This is a genomic window from Agarivorans sp. QJM3NY_33 (assembly GCF_050870865.2).
Lineage (GTDB): Bacteria > Pseudomonadota > Gammaproteobacteria > Enterobacterales > Celerinatantimonadaceae > Agarivorans.
Map to the genome: position 1 here is coordinate 4,303,137 of NZ_CP194039.2, position 17,907 is coordinate 4,321,043.

Here is a 17,907-nt window from a genome sequence, read left to right on the forward strand (position 1 = left end):
CCTCTAAAATTAACCGTTAATGCCTGTAATGCGAACTTCAGTGAACCACTGACGGTGGCCCTGTTGCTTACGTGAATGCTTACGACGACGGAACTTAACGATTTTAACTTTATCGCCACGACCATGAGATACAACTTCAGCTGTAACTTTGGTACCATCTACATAAGGTGCGCCAACTTGAACATCATCGCCATTAGCAACTAGTAATACGTTATCAAATTCAACTGTTTCACCAGTCTCAACGTCTAGTTTCTCAAGGCGAAGTGTTTGACCTTCGGCCACACGGTGTTGTTTACCACCACTTTGGATAACCGCGTACATTTTTTTCAAACTCCGCTGTACACCTAGTATTTCAAGGTGTATATAATTCTTAACAATGACGGCGGATTCTACGGAAAAAGATCTGTTCTCGCAAGCGGAAAATCAAAAAAGTTTAAAAATCACGCAAGGCCAAGAATTTTACCCAGCTAAAGCTGTGAATAGGCAGGAATTGCGATACTATTGCAACATTATATTATCATCATAAATTGCTGAATCATCGGCATGACAATCTAATAAGACATTATGCAATTGGATGCGATAAAAAAGCTGTCTGAACAAGACATGGCTGCGGTAAACGCACTTATTTTTAAAGAGCTAGAATCAGATGTAGCGCTGATTAACCAAATTTCATTCTATATCGTAAATAGTGGCGGCAAACGGATCCGTCCTTTACTCACCGTATTAGCGGCTAGAGCACTCGGAGACCAGCAACAGCAACATATAAAGTTGGCGGCTATCATCGAGTTTATACATACTTCTACACTGCTTCACGATGATGTTGTGGACGAATCAGAATTGCGGCGCGGTAAAGATACTGCAAATGCTCGATTTGGTAATGCCGCCAGCGTTTTAGTTGGCGACTTCCTTTACTCGCGCTCATTCCAACTAATGACTCAATTGCAAAACTTACAAGTGATGGACATTCTTGCCGACGCAACCAATGTGATTGCCGAAGGAGAAGTCTTACAGCTAATCAATTGCAATGATCCCGACACTGATGAGGCGCGTTATTTTGAAGTGATCTATTGTAAAACAGCCAAGCTATTTGAAGCTGCAACTCGGCTTGCCGCGGTTATCGGTAACCAAGATTCAACCATAGAACTAGCGATGCAAGACTACGGAAAATATCTTGGTACCGCTTTCCAAATTATGGATGATGTCTTGGACTACACCGCTGACAAAGCAGAGATGGGCAAAAATGTTGGTGACGACTTAGCAGAAGGTAAGCCAACACTGCCACTCATTTATGCAATGGAACACGCCAATCCAGCGGATAGAGAGTTAATCGCGAATGCGATTAAACATGGAGGTTCACGCGATCAACTGGAACCGATTTTGCGGATCCTAGATAAGACCAAAGCCTTAGAATATTGTCACTCTCGTGCAGCTGAAGAAGCTCAGAAAGCTATCGACGCCTTAGTGCATATAAATGACGGCGAATATAAGCAAGCCTTAATTAGCCTCGCCAACATTGCAGCTGATCGCGTCGCATAATAAAAAGGGCGACCCACAAACAAAAAAAGCTGCCAATGGCAGCTTTTTTATTCACGATTTGCCTCAACTAAGCAAACGGGTGACGTAGAATCATCGTTTCCAAACGATCAGGACCAGTAGAGATAATATCAACCGGAACTTCCAGTAATTCTTCAATCCGAGCTATATAAGCTAAAGCCGCTTCAGGAAGTTGTTCACGCGCAGTTAAACCGAAAGTATTTTCCGACCAACCAGGCATCGTTTCATAAACAGGAACAGCCACCTCATAACCTTCGGCTGCCATTGGTGGTACTTTAAGCACATCACCGTTTGGCATCTGATAACCAGTACAAATTTTCAATTCAGCTAAGCCGTCAAGCACATCAAGCTTAGTCAGACATAAACCTGAGAGGCTATTAATTTGCACTGCACGACGCATCGCGACGGCATCTAACCAACCGCAGCGACGTTTACGGCCAGTGGTAGCACCAAACTCATGTCCTTTCACACCAAGGTGCTCACCCACATCATCATCAAGCTCGGTAGGGAATGGCCCTGCCCCAACTCGAGTGGTGTAAGCTTTAGTGATACCTAATACATAATCTAAATGACGAGGACCAAAACCGCTGCCCGTGGCTACACCACCCGCTGTGGTATTAGAAGATGTCACATATGGGTAGGTGCCATGATCCACATCGAGTAAAGTCCCTTGAGCACCTTCGAACATTACCGAATCACCACGACGACGCGCCTGATCTAAGAGATCTGCAACATCGGCAACCATAGCAATCAGCACTGGGGCCATCTGAGTCATTTGCTCAAGCACTTCTTCATAACTCACGCTAGGGGCGTCATAGTAATGATTTAATTGGAAGTTATGGTATTCCATCACTTCTTTAAGCTTGCTAGCAAATTGCTCCATGTTGAACAAATCACCAACTCGCAAACCACGACGCGCCACTTTATCTTCGTAAGCGGGACCAATACCTCGGCCGGTGGTTCCGATAGCGTTTTTACCGCGAGCTTTTTCTCGTGCGATATCTAATGCAACATGGTAAGGCAGGATTAATGGACATGCCTCACTAATCACGAGTCGTTCTTTTACCGGAACGCCACGCTCTTCAAGCATCGCCATTTCTTTAAACAGAGCATCTGGAGCCAATACCACGCCGTTGCCAATTACACAGGTAACGTTGTCGCGCAGCACACCAGAAGGTATCAGGTGGAGGACGGTTTTTTCGCCGTCAATAACCAAGGTATGACCCGCATTGTGACCGCCTTGATAGCGAACCACGTAATTTGCTTTGTCAGTAAGTAGATCAACGATCTTACCTTTTCCTTCGTCTCCCCACTGGGAGCCAAGGATAACTACATTCTTTCCCATTGTCTTTTGTCGTCTCAGTTAAAAAGCGATTCTAGCAGAAATCGGACACTCAAGGGGTGCAAAATATACCGATATTAGCTTATTAGGTCAAAGATTGATCACATATATCAGTACGATTGCGGTCCCAACTAAATACAATCCAATTTTTCGGATACTGCTCGCTGGCGATTCAGAAATCATTTTTAATAGATTTTTCCATCGTTTAGGAAACAGTAATGGACCAAGCCCTTCAATTAAACAAACCAGAGCGAGTGCTAATAAAGTGGAATCTTGCATAAGAAAGCCCAGCAATAAACTGGGCCCCCATTCATAGTCTACTGATTAGGTTCTTTCATGTACTGGAAGAATTCACTATTTGGATCTAATACCATCAAGTCTCCTCCATTATCGAAGCTATTACGGTAGGCAGCCATGCTCCGCCAGAATTTATAAAACTCTGGGTTTTTCTGATAAGCATGAGCATAAATCTTGGCGGCTTTTGCATCACCTTCACCACGCATTTCTCGACCCCGCTTATCTGCATCAGCCAGTAACACGTTCACTCTGCGATCCACGTTAGCCCGAATAATCTCAGACTGCTCTTGACCTTGAGAACGATGTTCTTTTGCCACAGCTAAACGCTCTGCTCGCATCCGTTGGTAAATACTGTTACTCACTTCGTCAGGTAAATTGATTTGCTTAATACGTACGTCCGTCACTTCAATACCAATCTCTGAAGAACGCGCCATTTGTTTCAAAGCATCTTCCATTACTTGACCACGTTCGCCAGACACAATATCGCGAATCGTCCGAGCACCAATTTCACTACGTAAACCATTATTAATTTTACGCTTTAGCAAAGACTCAGCTTGTATCACCGAACCGCCAGTAGAGAGATAAAATTTAGAAAAATCTTCAATTCGCCATTTAACATAGGAATCAATGATTAAATCTTTTTTCTCCGAGGTGACAAAACGGTCAGCATTACCATCCAAAGTTTGGATCCGTGAATCCAATACTCTCACCGAATCAATAAACGGAACTTTGAACTGCAAGCCAGGCTCATACACTTTGGTTGCACCATCGTCAGTACGTTTAACTTTCCCGAACTGAATAACAATGCCTCGTTCACCTTCTTTCACAACAAAAATAGATGAGTACGCTACCAACAAGGCCAAAATCACGCCAAAAATAGTAAACTGTTTCATGGCTTAATTTCTCCCCGAATTACTACGGTCGCTGCTTCGAATTGAAGTAGGGCGAGATGGAATAGAGCTACCAGATTCTGAGTTCATCGTTGATGATTTACTCGTATTACCACTAGTGCCAGTACTGGTCGCCGGCTTTTGATTCTGCTCCATTAGTTTATCGATCGGCAAATACAACATGTTGTTATTATTTGAACCATCAATTAATACCTTGTTAGACTTCGCGTAAACTTGCTCCATCGTTTCAAGGTAGAGGCGATGACGCGTCACATCTGGCGCAGCTTCATACTCTGGGAGCAACTGTTCAAAACGAGCAACCTCACCTTGCGCTCTTAACACGATCTGCTCTTGGTAACCTTGCGCTTCTTGTTCAATACGTTGAACTCGGCCACGTGCACGGGGTTCAATTTCCCGTTGATAAGCTTCCGCCTCACGGATAAAGCGCTGCTCATCTTCTTGGGCTGAAATCGCATCATCGAAAGCATCTTTTACTTCCTCCGGCGGACGAGCTGGCAAAAAGTTAACATCAACCACTTGTATACCCAACTTATAAGGTTCGATGATTTTATCAAGTAAAGCCCAAGTCTCACTTCTCACCACTTCACGACCAGTCGTCAAAATATCATCCATGGTCGTATGCCCAATGACATATCGCAGCGCGCTATCGGTGGCTTGCGCTAAGCTATCATCTGGCGAAGTCACGCTAAACAGATAGTTCTTTGGCTCTACGACTCGATATTGCACGTCCATTTCGACCCGTACAACATTCTCATCTTCAGTCAACATAAATCCAGAAGCAGGCAATGAACGAATCGTTTCCACATCCACTGGCAGCACTTCTTGAACAAAAGTTGCTTTCCAATTCAAACCTGGCTGTACTGGGCCGGCTTCATTGTCATACTTACCGAAAGTAAGCTTTACACCACGCTCGGCTTCAGCAATGGTATAAAAGCCGCTGGCAACCCAAATAATACCAAGTATCACCAGAACTACAGCGATCCCAAAACCGCTCACACCACCACTTCCAATTGATGGTTTTTTATTTCCACCGCCAAAAATACCGCCAAACTTACGTGTAAGTTTAGTGATCACTTCATCTAAATCAGGGGGACCCTGATTACCTTTCTTATTGTTATTACCCCAAGGGTCGCGATCACCGCTACCTTTGTTGCCAGGCTCATTCCAGGCCATCTGTGTCTCCAGAAGTTAAAGTAAATGCCTACTCACATTGAGTAATAAAACTATCTAAACTATGGTCAAATTGTTTATCCAAGCGCTGCCATGAAATGGCATCTAATCGGATATCAACAACGATATTTCCAGTATCGTCTAAACGCTCACCTGCTACGCAGTCTAACTGATATAAGCGACTACGCAAGCGGCCTTCACTGGGTGGCAAACGTAAAGTGTGGTTAACCATGTCACCAACTAAACGTTCACTGATCGCCTTATACAATAAAGGCAAACCCTCTCCCGTTAACGCCGATACCCACACTTTCTGAGGTAAGCCTTTTTCGTCGCGTTCAATACGCGGACTCACATCAGCAAGTTGATCAACTTTATTGTATACCTGTAAGAATGGGATCTCACCAGCACCAATTTCGTCTAATACCAGCTCCACTTGTTCAATATTCTCAGCCACTCGTTCATCACTGCAATCGATCACGTGCAACAATAATTGGGCTTCTCGCGTTTCAGTTAATGTCGCTTTAAAAGCCGCAACCAAATCGTGAGGAAGATGACGAATGAAGCCAACTGTATCCGCTAAAATTACCTTACCAACATCTTCTATCTCAATTTTACGCAATGTTGGGTCAAGCGTCGCAAACAACTGATCTGCTGCATATACCTTAGATTCGGTAATTCGATTAAACAAGGTCGATTTACCAGCATTGGTATAACCCGCCAAAGATACGGTTGGTAGTTCCGCCCGTTGGCGAGCTCGCCGACCTTGCTCACGCTGCTTACCCACTTTATCTAAACGCTGAGTAATTTGTTTAATACGCGCCCGTAGCAAGCGTCGATCAGTTTCAAGTTGCGTTTCACCTGGACCACGCAAACCAATCCCACCTTTTTGACGTTCTAAGTGAGTCCATCCGCGAATCAGACGTGTCGACATATGACGCAATTGGGCCAACTCAACCTGCAACTTACCTTCATGGGTACGTGCTCGCTGAGCAAAAATATCTAAAATGAGGGTGGTACGATCAAGTACCCGAGCCTCGCAAAGATGCTCTAAATTACGTTCTTGTGCGGGCGACAAGGCGTGATTAAAAATAATCACGTCGGCTTGAGCACTTTTTACAATTTCTGCGATTTCTTCGGCTTTCCCCGTCCCCACAAAATATTTGGGATGGGGAGAAACCCGACTACCGGTGATAGTAGCAACCGCATTGACCCCAGCCGAACTGACTAGCATCTTCAGTTCTTCTAGGTCCTCACGCTCATCTTCGTCATTAAAATTAACATGAACTAAGATGGCCTGCTCACCAGCTTCATAACGGTCAAACAAGCTAATTTACTCCTTGGCACTTACCAAGGCTAATAAGCCTCAGCAAATTGCTATTCTTCGTTCTTTGCTTCACTAGGTACAGGACTATGGTGTGGCACTGCGCGTGCAGGAACCACGGTGGAGATAGCATGTTTATATACCATTTGGCTGACAGTGTTTTTCAACAAGATAACAAACTGATCAAATGATTCAACTTGGCCTTGTAACTTAATACCGTTTACTAAATAAATTGAAACGGGAATACGCTCACGTCGTAACGCATTCAAAAATGGGTCTTGTAATGATTGCCCCTTCGCCATGTTATTGTTCCTTTTTTCTTATAAATTAATTGGCACAGATCAAATTCGATTATATACCACTAACTTGGAGCCTTATAGAGACATTTTCAAGTGTCACCGAGTGAATTCGCCATTATTTGGCTATTTTCCGATGTTGCACTTCGTAGCCAAGTTAGAGAAGGCCAGCTTTTTAGCCAGTTCATTTGTTTCTTAGCAAGCTGGCGTGTTGCCACAATACCGCGAAACACCATTTCATCATAATCTATTTCTCCGCTAAGGTATTGCCACATCTGGCGATAACCCACACTACGCATCGACGGCAGACTCAAATCTAAATCGCTTCGTTGCATCAGCCCTTCGACCTCAGCTTCGAAGCCAAGTTCCAACATTAAGTGAAAACGCCGCTCAATGAGTTCGTGCAATTGACTTTTTTCGGTCGGTGCAATGGCAAACTGATGCACCTGAAATGGCAAAGGTGGTAAAGGCATACGATTAATTTCGGTGAGCGACTGACCCGTTAAGCGATAAACCTCAACCGCTCGCATCAAGCGCTGATGGTCATTCACACTAATTCTTGCCGCACTCAGCGGATCATAACTTTGCAACTGTGCATGCAAGGCTTGCCACGAGCTCACCGCAGCCTCTTGTTTAATTTGTTCTCTAAGCTGCAGATCTGCTTCAGGTAAGGGCGCAATACCTTCAACCAATGCTTTGAAATACAACATCGAGCCCCCCACCAATAGCGGAATATTACCGCGTTGATGAATCGCCGCGATCTGAGTCAGAGCATCTTGGCGAAAGTCAGCTGCAGAATAGACTTCGGTAGGATCACAAATATCAATCAAAGCATGAGGTGCCAAGGCTTGCTCGGCCGCCGTAGGCTTCGCCGTACCAATATCCATGCCGCGATAGATAAGTGCCGAATCAACACTGATAAGCTCCATTCCAAACTGTTGATGAAGCTCAATGGCTAAGGCGGTTTTACCGGAAGCCGTTGGCCCCATAAGAGTCACAATCGGTAAACGCTTAATCATGACTAAATCCTGCGATAGTTTTGCTTAAATCAACAGATTGCCAAAATCGCTTCGGTAACCCTTGAGGGTACTCACCGCATAACTGCTGGCAACAGTCCAAGGCTTGTGCCCAAGTAAATTGCTGGGGTTTAAGCTGTAGCTTAATCAAGCCACTCAGTAAGGCTTCTGGCTGTTGCCACTCGTCTTGCGGTAATTGCTGCATCGCTGCCAACAAACGCGGAAGCAACTGAGCAAAATCAGCTTTTCTAAACAACTTGGGAACTTGCGTGACGATAAGCTGAGTACGATTTTGCTGATTTAAGGTAAAGCCTAAACGACCCAATACGCTCTGCTGCTGCACCGCAAGAGCACATAAATCATCGCTCATCGTTAACTTTAAGGGGAGCAATAAAGGTACGCTATCTAAACCTTGTTGCCATTGGCTCAAAGCCTGATTAAAACTGAGGTGCTGTAAACTCGCCCATAAATCAATTAAGCCTAACTGGCTGGCTTGCCGCGCTAATAAATAGCCCTCTTCAATCATATGTAATGGATGAAGGCTTAACTCATTTTGTGGCTTTGTGTTTGTCGCAACAGCGCTGTATTCGGCACTTAACTCAGCGCTACGACTGAGCCAATTCTGATTTGCAGCGACTTGACTCACACTCGGTTTATCGGCTCGTTGTAAATGAGACTGGTAGTAATGGCGGTCTTCAGCGACCCGACTCGAATTTGATTCACGCACTTGAACTGGATCTGCACAGCGCGTATTTTCGCTAGCAACAGGGGCTCCTGATGATCGGTGCTCAGGCGCACTCGCAATGTTAATATCTTGCGGTGATACGGACGAAATTGGGGGGTTCGGAACATGGCTTAAAGCTGAACCCAATACCTGTACAATATAATCATGAACTAAGCGAGCCTGATGAAAACGCACCTCATGTTTAGCCGGGTGCACATTCACATCAACCTGGTCAAGCGGCAATTCAAGATACAACACATAGCAAGCATATTGCTGTTCATCCAGATAACTCGCGAAAGCCTGACGAATGGCGTGTTGCAATAACTTATCGCGCATCATTCGACCATTTACATAAAAATACTGCTGATCATTTTGGGCTCTCGCAGCCTCAGGTAAACCCAGCCAGCCATGTAAGCGTAGCTGATCATGTTGATTGTCAATATGCAAACAGTGATGACTAAAAGCAGGGCCTATCACCGACGCCACGCGTTTTAATTGTTTATCAAAATTATCAGCGATACGATATTGTCGGGTCAATTTACCGTTGTGCTTCAGGCTTAAAGCAACATCAAAACGGCTCAAAGCTAAGCGTTTTAGTAACTCATCTATGTGCGAAAATTCAGTTTTCTCGGTACGCAAAAACTTCCGACGCGCAGGAGTGTTAAAAAACAAATCTAAAACTTCAACCGAACAGCCCACCGGATGAGCGCAAGGTTGCAAACTAACCTCCATATCACGGCCTGCCGCCTGAGCCTGCCAAGCCTGAGCTTGTTCAGCAGTTCGAGAGCTCAAACTTAAACGTGATACCGAGCTAATACTAGCCAGAGCCTCGCCACGAAAGCCTAAGGTGGCAATGCAACTTAAATCATCCAAACTATCAATTTTACTAGTCGCATGACGGCTTAGCGCTAAACATAACTGTTGTTGCTCAATGCCTGAGCCATTATCACGGATCAAAATCCGTTTCGCCCCCCCTTTATCGATTTCGACCTCGATACGAGTAGCCCCTGCATCTAGGCAGTTCTCGATCAACTCTTTCACGACTGAAGCAGGGCGTTCCACCACTTCTCCAGCCGCAATTTGGTTGGCTAATTGTGCTGGTAATATTTGAATCGGCATCTAATCAACTATTAGGAATGGTCAAAACCTGACCAATTTTGAGCGTATTTGAAGATAACTTATTGGCTTTTTTTAAACCGGCGACGCTAGTCTTATAACGAGAGGCTAATACCGACAAAGATTCACCTTTTTTAACCGTGTGCTTTTTTACACCATAGGTTTTCGCGTACAAAGTTCCAGATAAAGGTTTCATCTGATAATACTTTTTAATCCCAGATACAATGGCCTTGGCAAGTTTTTGTTGATGGTTACCAGAGCGCAATAAGTTCTCTTCTTTGTGATTCGTAATAAAACCAGCTTCAACCAAAATCGATGGAATGTCGGGCGATTTTAACACCGCCAAACTCGCATGTTCTGGCTTTTTCTTATGTAAAGTAGTGACCTTACCGAGTTGGCTTAAGACCTGTGTTGCCACTTGATAAGCGGTATTCATCGAATAATCCATTTGCATGTCAATCAGGGCAAAGTTGAGATGCGCATCATTGTCAGTATTACTCATTAACTCACCAACCCCTCCCAATAAGTCTGATTCTGCTTCGTGATCTTCCAGATGTCTGCCTACCTCACTCTTTGCACGGCGAGTAGATACGACCCATACCGAAGCCCCCTTAGGCTGCGAAGAAGTAAAGCCGTCGGCATGAATAGAGACCAGAAAATCAGCTTTACTCTTACGTGCGATTTGCGAACGTTTATTTAAATTAACGAAGTAGTCCCCTTGGCGAATTAACACGCCCTTCAATCCCGACTCTTTATCAATTAAACGCTGTACTCGCTTAGCAATGGCTAAAGTGACACTTTTTTCATAAGTTTTACGGCGACCAATCGCCCCAGGATCTTCGCCACCATGGCCAGCATCAATCGCAATGATAATGTCTCGATTCCCTTCCAACTGCTGCTGAGTTTTAGTTTTCGAGATCTGCTGTTGTTTCTTTTTTGTGGCCGCGGAACCTACCTTGTCAGGTAAATCAATCACTAAGCGATGGCCATAATTACCCGTTGGTTTAAGCGCAAATACCACTGGCGTAACTGGCTGATTCAGCTCAACAACCAGCCGATAAGCGTCCTTTTCTTTAGGGGTACTCGCTCGAACTTTTTTAACCAATCGACCAGAGATATCGACTTTGCTCAGTTCAACCTTCATTTGGCTATTCTTTAAATCAAGCACCAAACGATCCGGCTTTTTTAAATTAAAGTAGCTAAACTCAGGTGCGGCTGAAAGGTCGAGCACGATCCGAGTATTATCTGGACCACTCCATACCCTAACCCCCGAGACGGAGCTACCTGCGTAGGCCAAGCAACTCACTAAATAGAGACTGAGCCACAACCAGCGACCAGACAAAACATTAAACCGCATCTTGACTCAACTGCTCCACGATACTCTCTCCTTGAACACTGAGGGCCTTCACTTGGGCGCAACGCTGCTCCCCCTGATATGCCAACTCAACTAGCAAATCTGGCTCGGGTAAAAAACCAAGCCCTTTCTCTGGCCACTCAACGATACATAAACAATCTTCACCAAAATAATCGCGGATCCCTATAAATTCTAGTTCCTCTGGATCGGCTAAGCGATATAAATCGAAATGGTTGACTCGCCACTCACCCAGTTGATAAGGCTCAACCAGAGTGTAAGTTGGACTTTTTACCTTACCTTGATGCCCTTTACCTTGGACAAAGCCTCGCGTGAGTGTTGTTTTACCTGCGCCAAGATCACCCGCCAGATAAATCACCAAGGCTTGCTCACAAGCTTTCGCGAGGCGGACACCTAAAGCAACCGTCGCTTGTGCGTCATTTAATTCAGTTTGCCAGATTTTCATTACTATTTGGATTCACCAGTTGTCTTATATAAGGCATCAAATCGGAGGCTAACATGCCTCTTTCACCTTGCTCCGCAACGAAGTCTGCCGCCATGCCATGAATACTAACGCCAAGGCAGGCAATATCAAATAAACCATACTGCCCACTCAATTGCGCAATCAGACCGCCGATGATACCAGACAATACGTCTCCCATCCCCCCCGATGCCATTCCCGGATTACCGAAGGTCGATATTTTTACCTTCTTACCATCACCCGCAATAATAGTACCAGCACCTTTAAGAACACAAACGCCGCCAAAGCGCTGCTGGATCTTCAGTGCTGCAGCAATCCTATCTTGTTCAACCTCCAACACGGAACACTGCAGCAAGCGCGCCGCCTCGCCTGGATGTGGTGTAAGTACCCAGTTGTCCCGCCTTTCAGGCTGCTGTGCTAACAAATTTAAAGCATCTGCATCAACCAATAAATTGCATTTCCGAGCCAAGGCTTCTGTCCATAGAAAACCAGCCCAACGATCTTGCGCGAGGCCCGGTCCAACGACCAAGCTATTTGCTTTGGCTAATAAATCTTTCAGTAATAACCTCTGTTCAAGCTCAACGCCCATCACCATCAATTCGGGTCGCCCCGCCAACATCAACGCAAGATGTTCTGGTTTAGTGAGCACATTGACCAAACCTGCACCAGTGCGCAAACTTGCTTCTGCAGCCAAACGGATTGCCCCCGGCATACCGAGGTTCCCCCCCAGCAGAGCTAAGCGACCACATTGGCCTTTGTGTGCCACGCGACTGCGTTTCGCTAATAAAGTCCACAATGGAGCGGGTAAATTTCGTTCCACTCGACTGCGATTCATTTGGGAAAAATCATCTCCAATCCCCAATCCAGCGAACACCAAATCTCCCACATAATCAGCAGATTGGCCGGTAAATAAGCCCTGTTTTAAACCAACGAAACTAATCGTTGCGCTAGCTTTGAGTGCAACGCCAAAAATACGCCCTGTATTAGCACACAAACCGGAAGGAAGATCTAAGGCTAACACTGGTGCAGATAATTGGTTAATCTTCGTCAGCAAGCCTGCAATAGGTTCACGTATTTCACCGGCAAGCCCAGTTCCGAATATACCATCAACAATCACATCACATGGGCCCTCAAAGGCCGCCATAGAGTCGAGCGTTCCACCGACCGCTAACCATGCCTGTCGAGCCAATCGGGCCTCTTCAGGCAAGCGTTCGGCCAAACCAAGTTCAATCAATTGAATTTGTAAATAGGCTTGCTTCGCGAGTCGCGCTAATACATAGGCATCCCCACCATTATTACCGCCACCAGCAAATACCAATAAACGCCGTGCATTGGGCCAACGATGTTGCAGAAATGCAAAAGCTGCTTGCCCTGCACGCTCCATCAGCGTGAACAAACTAAGCCCTTGTTTTATGGCCAATACTGCTTCTTGAGCTTTCACCGCTTCGGCTGACCACAAACTTTGTGGTAAACTTGCGGTAAATAAACCGTGCTTTTGCCCCATGCCCCTACCATCCGAAATAGACCTGAATCAGCTGGTTCAACATATCAAGCTCACTGCTAAATCGCTAGGTTTTCAGCAAATTGGCATTACAGATGTGGATCTTAGTCAACATCATCAACAGCTGGAACGCTGGTTAGAAAAAGGCTACCACGGCGAGATGGATTATTTAGCGCGCAATGTCGAGCTTCGCAAGCATCCTGAGTTATTGCATGAAGGCACTATGCGCATCATTTCAGTTCGTATGGATTATTTGCCTGAACACGCCCAATTTGCCCAAAGTTTAAACCATACCGAACAAGCCTATATCAGCCGTTATGCTTTAGGCCGAGATTATCATAAATTAATGCGTAAACGACTCAATCAGCTGGGCAAGGCCATTAGCCAATATTGCGATAGTGAGCTAAACATGCGTCCCTTTGTCGACTCAGCCCCAGTTCTAGAACGTCAACTCGCCACCAAAGCGGGTTTAGGTTGGACCGGCAAGCATAGCTTACTCATTAATCAGGATGCTGGTTCTTGGTTTTTTTTGGGAGAACTGTTTATCAACCTCCCCCTGCCTTGCGACCAGGCGGTTGAACATCAGTGTGGTGATTGTGTGGCTTGCTTAACCATCTGTCCAACTCAGGCCATCGTCGCGCCCTATCAAGTTGATGCTCGGCGCTGTATATCTTATCTCACCATCGAATATGACGGCGTGATCGATGAAGACTTGCGCCCTCTTATGGGCAATCGAATTTATGGCTGCGACGACTGCCAGCTGGCATGTCCTTGGAATCGCTATGCTCAGCTAAGCCAAGAACCAGACTTTGCCAAGCGGGAACAACTCAACCAACCAGACCTCTTAGCTCTATTCGCATGGACTGAAGCGGAATTCTTAAGCAAAACTGAAGGCTCTGCCATTCGACGCATCGGCCATCAACAATGGCTACGTAACATTGCAATTGCATTAGGTAACGCGCCTTACTCCGAGCAAATATTGCAACAACTACAAAATAAACAAGGCGTCACCGAGCAAGTACAACAACATATCGACTGGGCCATCAAACAACAACAAAACAGGGCTGCCCAAGCCTCCCGCAAAACGGCCAGATTGATCCGTATTGTAGAGAAAGGATTATCTCGTGATGCCTGATGTTTCGCTTATGCAACTTCTGTTACACTTTTTGTAACCCATAGAATGGAAGCAACTCATGCATATACTTGGCGTAGATATTGGTGGCACAGGCATTAAAGCCGCCATCGTAGATTCAAAAACTGGACAGTTAATTAGCCAACGACACCGAATCACCACACCGCAACCAGCCACACCTCAAGCCGTTGCTGCTTGCATGAAACAAATGGTAGCTTTTTTTAATTGGCAAGGACCCATTGGTTGTGGCTTTCCCGCCACCGTGCATCACGGCGTCGCCCAAACGGCATCAAACATCGACCAGAGCTGGATTGGCACCAATGTTGAGTCGCTATTTACTGAATATACCGATTGCCCCTGCTATGTACTCAACGACGCGGATGCAGCTGGTATGGCTGAAATGGCCTTTGGTGCTGGGATTCAACACCGCGGTGTCGTACTAGTCGTAACGGTAGGCACCGGCATTGGTAGTGCGGTCTTTGTCAATGGTCAGTTACTCCCAAATACTGAATTGGGTCACCTCATTCTCAATCATCAAGTCGCTGAACATTACATCAGTGCACGAGTGCGTGAGACCGAAGATTTGAGCTGGAAAAAATGGGGAAAGCGCTTCGACCTATATTTACAACGCTTAGCATTTTTAATGTCTCCCGATTGCTTCATTATTGGTGGAGGGGCCAGTAAGAAATTTGAAAAATATTCGGCTCAACTCACGGTAAAAGCGGAAGTATTACCGGCCCAAGGACTCAATCAGGCGGGGATTGTAGGAGCTGCAATGTATGCTCTGCATCAACAGTAGCAAACAAGACTGAAACCGACGTTAGCTGAACAACAGAAGCCGTTTTACTCAGGACATAAAAAAGCCCCACATCATCGATGCAGGGCTTTCATTTGGAGCGGCACATCGGGTTCGAACCGATGACCTCAACCTTGGCAAGGTTGCGCTCTACCAACTGAGCTAGTGCCGCTTAAATCTTTATCACTATTTAATATGAGTGAGTGTCCAACCAAGGTTGCGCTACTCTTTATTCCCACACTGAGCTAGTGTCGCTTAAATCTTTATCACTATTTAATATGAGTGAGTGTTCAACCAAGGTTGCGCTACTCTTTATTCCCACACTGAGCTAGTGCCGCTTAAATCTTTCTTACCGCTTCAATTATCTGTAAATAACTAAAACTTTAAATTGGAGCGGCACATCGGGTTCGAACCGATGACCTCAACCTTGGCAAGGTTGCGCTCTACCAACTGAGCTAGTGCCGCTTAAATCTTTATCACTATTTAATATGAGTGAGTATTCAACCAAGGTTGCGCTACTCTTTATCCCACACTGAGCTAGTGCCGCTTAAAACTTTATCACTATTTAACATGAGAGAGTGTTCAACCAAGGTTGCGCTACTCTTTATTCCCACACTGAGCTAGTGCTGCTTTAATCTTTCTTACTGCTTCAATTATCTGTAAATAACTAAAACTTTAAATTGGAGCGGCACATCGGGTTCGAACCGATGACCTCAACCTTGGCAAGGTTGCGCTCTACCAACTGAGCTAGTGCCGCTTAAATCTTTATCACTATTTAATATGAGTGAGTATTCAACCAAGGTTGCGCTACTCTTTATCCCACACTGAGCTAGTGCCGCTTAAAACTTTATCACTATTTAACATGAGAGAGTATTCAACCAAGGTTGCGCTACTCTTTATTCCCACACTGAGCTAGTGCCGCTTAAATCTTTATCACTATTTAATATGAGAGAGTGTTCAACCAAGGTTGCGCTACTCTTTATTCCCACACTGAGCTAGTGCCGCTTAAATCTTTATCACTATTTAATATGAGTGAGTATTCAACCAAGGTTGCGCTACTCTTTATTCCCACACTGAGCTAGTGCTGCCTACATAAAAACGTGAACCGAAACAGTTCATGTCTTTCAGGGCTGCGAATTATACGAGGAAAATTCGCCTTTGCAATAGTTCCTCGGTAAAAAAACAGCCCGAAGCAACTGTTTGCTTAGTTTTCGCCCAGCTTGAAGAAAGTTTTTTGATAATGACGCATTTCAGCAATCGATTCGCGAATATCATCTAAGGCTAAGTGGGTGCCACTTTTGCTAAAACCATCTAAAATCTCAGGTCGCCAACGACGAGCTAATTCTTTGACCGTACTCACATCAATGTTGCGATAATGAAAAAACTTTTCGAGTTCTGGTAAATAGTGATGCATAAAACGGCGATCCTGACCGATACTATTACCGCACATCGGGGATACCCCCTGAGGCACCCATTGTTTAATAAAATCGATGGTTTGCAAGGCAGCTTGCTGTTCATCAATCGTGCTAGCTCGAACTCGTTTAACCAAACCGGAGCCATTGTGAGTATTAGTGCACCATTCGTCCATCCCCGCCAGTACCGCGTCAGATTGGTAAACAGCTATCACTGGCCCTTCGGCAAGGATATTTAATTGAGCATCGGTCACAATACTCGCAATCTCCAAGACACGATCATTCATGGGCTCGAGACCAGTCATCTCCATGTCCACCCAAATTAAATTCTGTTCACTAACAGTCATGTTGCCCCATTATATTTGGAAATATTTTCCGCAAAGCTTTGTTAAGCGGTATCATAGCGATTTATTACCCTTACTTGAATAGCAGTTTTCGTGACCAAGAGAAAGAAACTGAGCCAAGGACAACTTCGACGTGTACGAAGTAACCAACAAAAGCGCTTAAAAAAAGAAGATAATCACCAATGGTTAGATGAGCAATTAGGCTCTCAACAAGAAGGAACGATCATCAGCCGCTTCGGTCAACATGCCGATGTGGAGGCCAACGACGGAGAAATCTTTCGTTGTAATATGCGCCGCTCAATTGATTCTCTGGTAACTGGTGATGAAGTCGTATGGCGCGCCGGAAACGAAGAACAGTCTGGTATTCGAGGGGTCATTGAAGCCCGCCACGAACGACGCTCGGTACTCACCCGACCTGATTTTTACGACGGTATCAAAGCCATTGCGTCCAATATCGATCAAGTCGTCATCGTCTCCGCGGTACTACCTGAATTTTCAACGAATATCGTCGACCGTTACCTTGTCGCGGTAGAAGATGTCGGTTTAGAACCCGTTATTTTACTGAACAAGATAGATTTATTAGATCCCGAGCAACAAAAAATCATCCATACGCAACTCGAGAACTATCGGCACTTAGGTTACAAAATAATTTATGCCAGTACCAAGCAAGAACAAGGCTTACAAGAGCTAGCCCAACATTTGGTCAACAAAACTAGTATTTTTGTGGGCCAGTCTGGCGTCGGTAAAAGTTCTTTAGTAAATAGTTTACTACCTGAACAAAGTATTGATACCAAAGAAGTATCCGAACAGTCTGGCTTGGGTCAACACACCACCACGACCGCGCGTTTGTATCACTTAAACTGCGGAGGAAGACTCATCGATTCTCCGGGAGTTCGCGAATTTCAACTGTGGCATTTAGAAAAAGAACGAGTGGCATGGGGATTCATCGAATTTCGTCAATGGTTAAATCAATGTCGTTTTCGAGACTGTAAGCACCAAGGAGATCCCGGTTGCGCTATACAAGAAGCCATAGAATCAGGCAAGATCAAACAACAGCGCTTTGACAGTTACCTACGTTTATTAGAAACAATGGAAAATAATAAGCCGCCTCGAACCATTCCCGGAAACAAATTCAATCAATAA

17 protein-coding genes and 3 tRNA genes are annotated in these 17,907 nt (G+C 45.2%); 4 read left to right on the forward strand and 16 right to left on the reverse strand.

Annotated elements, in window-relative coordinates; translation table 11 throughout:
* Positions 1-9: 9 nt before the first annotated feature.
* Positions 10-321 (reverse strand): 50S ribosomal protein L21, encoded by a 312-nt coding sequence (rplU, locus tag ACRRSY_RS19305; RefSeq protein WP_248715663.1) that lies wholly within the window; start codon positions 319-321, stop codon positions 10-12.
* Between the two features lie 243 nt (positions 322-564).
* Here rplU and ispB point away from each other — a divergent pair, with 243 nt between their 5' ends.
* Entirely contained in the window at positions 565-1,536 is a 972-nt protein-coding gene (gene ispB, locus ACRRSY_RS19310; protein WP_432455944.1) for an octaprenyl diphosphate synthase, read from the forward strand.
* Positions 1,537-1,603: 67 nt separating this feature from the next.
* On the opposite strand, the gene ACRRSY_RS19315 is transcribed toward ispB, so the two are convergent.
* The 11 genes from ACRRSY_RS19315 to ACRRSY_RS19365 all read right to left on the reverse strand — a co-directional run bounded on the left by ACRRSY_RS19315 (position 1,604) and on the right by ACRRSY_RS19365 (position 13,083).
* Positions 1,604-2,899: an adenylosuccinate synthase gene (locus ACRRSY_RS19315; RefSeq protein WP_432455943.1), complete on the reverse strand. Its 1,296-nt coding sequence runs from the start codon at positions 2,897-2,899 to the stop codon at positions 1,604-1,606.
* An 87-nt stretch (positions 2,900-2,986) separates the two neighbouring features.
* Positions 2,987-3,175: a DUF2065 domain-containing protein gene (locus ACRRSY_RS19320; protein WP_432455942.1), complete on the reverse strand. Its 189-nt coding sequence runs from the start codon at positions 3,173-3,175 to the stop codon at positions 2,987-2,989.
* Between the two features lie 38 nt (positions 3,176-3,213).
* Complete coding sequence (gene hflC / locus ACRRSY_RS19325; protein WP_432455941.1) at positions 3,214-4,086, reverse strand: protease modulator HflC; 873 nt, start codon at positions 4,084-4,086, stop codon at positions 3,214-3,216.
* Between the two features lie 3 nt (positions 4,087-4,089).
* A complete protein-coding gene (gene hflK, locus ACRRSY_RS19330; protein WP_432455940.1) occupies positions 4,090-5,277 on the reverse strand; it encodes an FtsH protease activity modulator HflK in 1,188 nt (395 codons plus the stop codon).
* Between the two features lie 28 nt (positions 5,278-5,305).
* A complete protein-coding gene (hflX, locus tag ACRRSY_RS19335) occupies positions 5,306-6,598 on the reverse strand; it encodes a ribosome rescue GTPase HflX (protein WP_432455939.1) in 1,293 nt (430 codons plus the stop codon).
* 50 nt (positions 6,599-6,648) lie between these two features.
* Positions 6,649-6,897, reverse strand: a complete 249-nt coding sequence (gene hfq, locus ACRRSY_RS19340; RefSeq protein ID WP_432455938.1) for an RNA chaperone Hfq — start codon at positions 6,895-6,897, stop codon at positions 6,649-6,651.
* Positions 6,898-6,983: 86 nt separating this feature from the next.
* Positions 6,984-7,910: a tRNA (adenosine(37)-N6)-dimethylallyltransferase MiaA gene (miaA, locus tag ACRRSY_RS19345; RefSeq protein ID WP_432463828.1), complete on the reverse strand. Its 927-nt coding sequence runs from the start codon at positions 7,908-7,910 to the stop codon at positions 6,984-6,986.
* Positions 7,903-9,750 (reverse strand): DNA mismatch repair endonuclease MutL, encoded by a 1,848-nt coding sequence (mutL, locus tag ACRRSY_RS19350; RefSeq protein ID WP_432463829.1) that lies wholly within the window; start codon positions 9,748-9,750, stop codon positions 7,903-7,905. Before mutL ends, miaA begins: the two co-directional genes overlap by 8 nt.
* A gap of 4 nt (positions 9,751-9,754) precedes the next feature.
* Entirely contained in the window at positions 9,755-11,104 is a 1,350-nt protein-coding gene (locus ACRRSY_RS19355) for an N-acetylmuramoyl-L-alanine amidase (RefSeq protein ID WP_432463830.1), read from the reverse strand.
* Positions 11,094-11,564 carry a tRNA (adenosine(37)-N6)-threonylcarbamoyltransferase complex ATPase subunit type 1 TsaE gene (gene tsaE / locus ACRRSY_RS19360; protein WP_432463831.1) on the reverse strand — a complete coding sequence of 157 codons (471 nt, stop codon included), beginning with the start codon at positions 11,562-11,564 and terminating at the stop codon, positions 11,094-11,096. The genes ACRRSY_RS19355 and tsaE overlap by 11 nt, the downstream gene beginning before the upstream one ends.
* Positions 11,545-13,083 carry an NAD(P)H-hydrate dehydratase gene (locus ACRRSY_RS19365; RefSeq protein ID WP_432463832.1) on the reverse strand — a complete coding sequence of 513 codons (1,539 nt, stop codon included), beginning with the start codon at positions 13,081-13,083 and terminating at the stop codon, positions 11,545-11,547. Before ACRRSY_RS19365 ends, tsaE begins: the two co-directional genes overlap by 20 nt.
* Here ACRRSY_RS19365 and queG point away from each other — a divergent pair.
* Complete coding sequence (gene queG, locus ACRRSY_RS19370; RefSeq protein ID WP_432455932.1) at positions 13,082-14,215, forward strand: tRNA epoxyqueuosine(34) reductase QueG; 1,134 nt, start codon at positions 13,082-13,084, stop codon at positions 14,213-14,215. The two genes, ACRRSY_RS19365 and queG, sit on opposite strands and share 2 nt — an antisense overlap.
* A 58-nt stretch (positions 14,216-14,273) precedes the next feature.
* Positions 14,274-15,011 (forward strand): polyphosphate--glucose phosphotransferase, encoded by a 738-nt coding sequence (gene ppgK, locus ACRRSY_RS19375; protein WP_432463833.1) that lies wholly within the window; start codon positions 14,274-14,276, stop codon positions 15,009-15,011.
* A gap of 93 nt (positions 15,012-15,104) precedes the next feature.
* On the opposite strand, the gene ACRRSY_RS19380 is transcribed toward ppgK, so the two are convergent.
* From ACRRSY_RS19380 to orn, 4 genes are all read right to left on the reverse strand, one after another.
* A tRNA-Gly gene (locus ACRRSY_RS19380) sits at positions 15,105-15,180 on the reverse strand.
* Between the two features lie 217 nt (positions 15,181-15,397).
* Positions 15,398-15,473 (reverse strand) — tRNA-Gly (locus ACRRSY_RS19385).
* Positions 15,474-15,689: 216 nt separating this feature from the next.
* Positions 15,690-15,765, reverse strand: a tRNA-Gly gene (locus ACRRSY_RS19390).
* Positions 15,766-16,212: 447 nt separating this feature from the next.
* Complete coding sequence (gene orn, locus ACRRSY_RS19395) at positions 16,213-16,767, reverse strand: oligoribonuclease (RefSeq protein WP_432455930.1); 555 nt, start codon at positions 16,765-16,767, stop codon at positions 16,213-16,215.
* A 90-nt stretch (positions 16,768-16,857) separates the two neighbouring features.
* Here orn and rsgA point away from each other — a divergent pair, with 90 nt between their 5' ends.
* Complete coding sequence (gene rsgA, locus ACRRSY_RS19400; RefSeq protein ID WP_432455929.1) at positions 16,858-17,907, forward strand: small ribosomal subunit biogenesis GTPase RsgA; 1,050 nt, start codon at positions 16,858-16,860, stop codon at positions 17,905-17,907.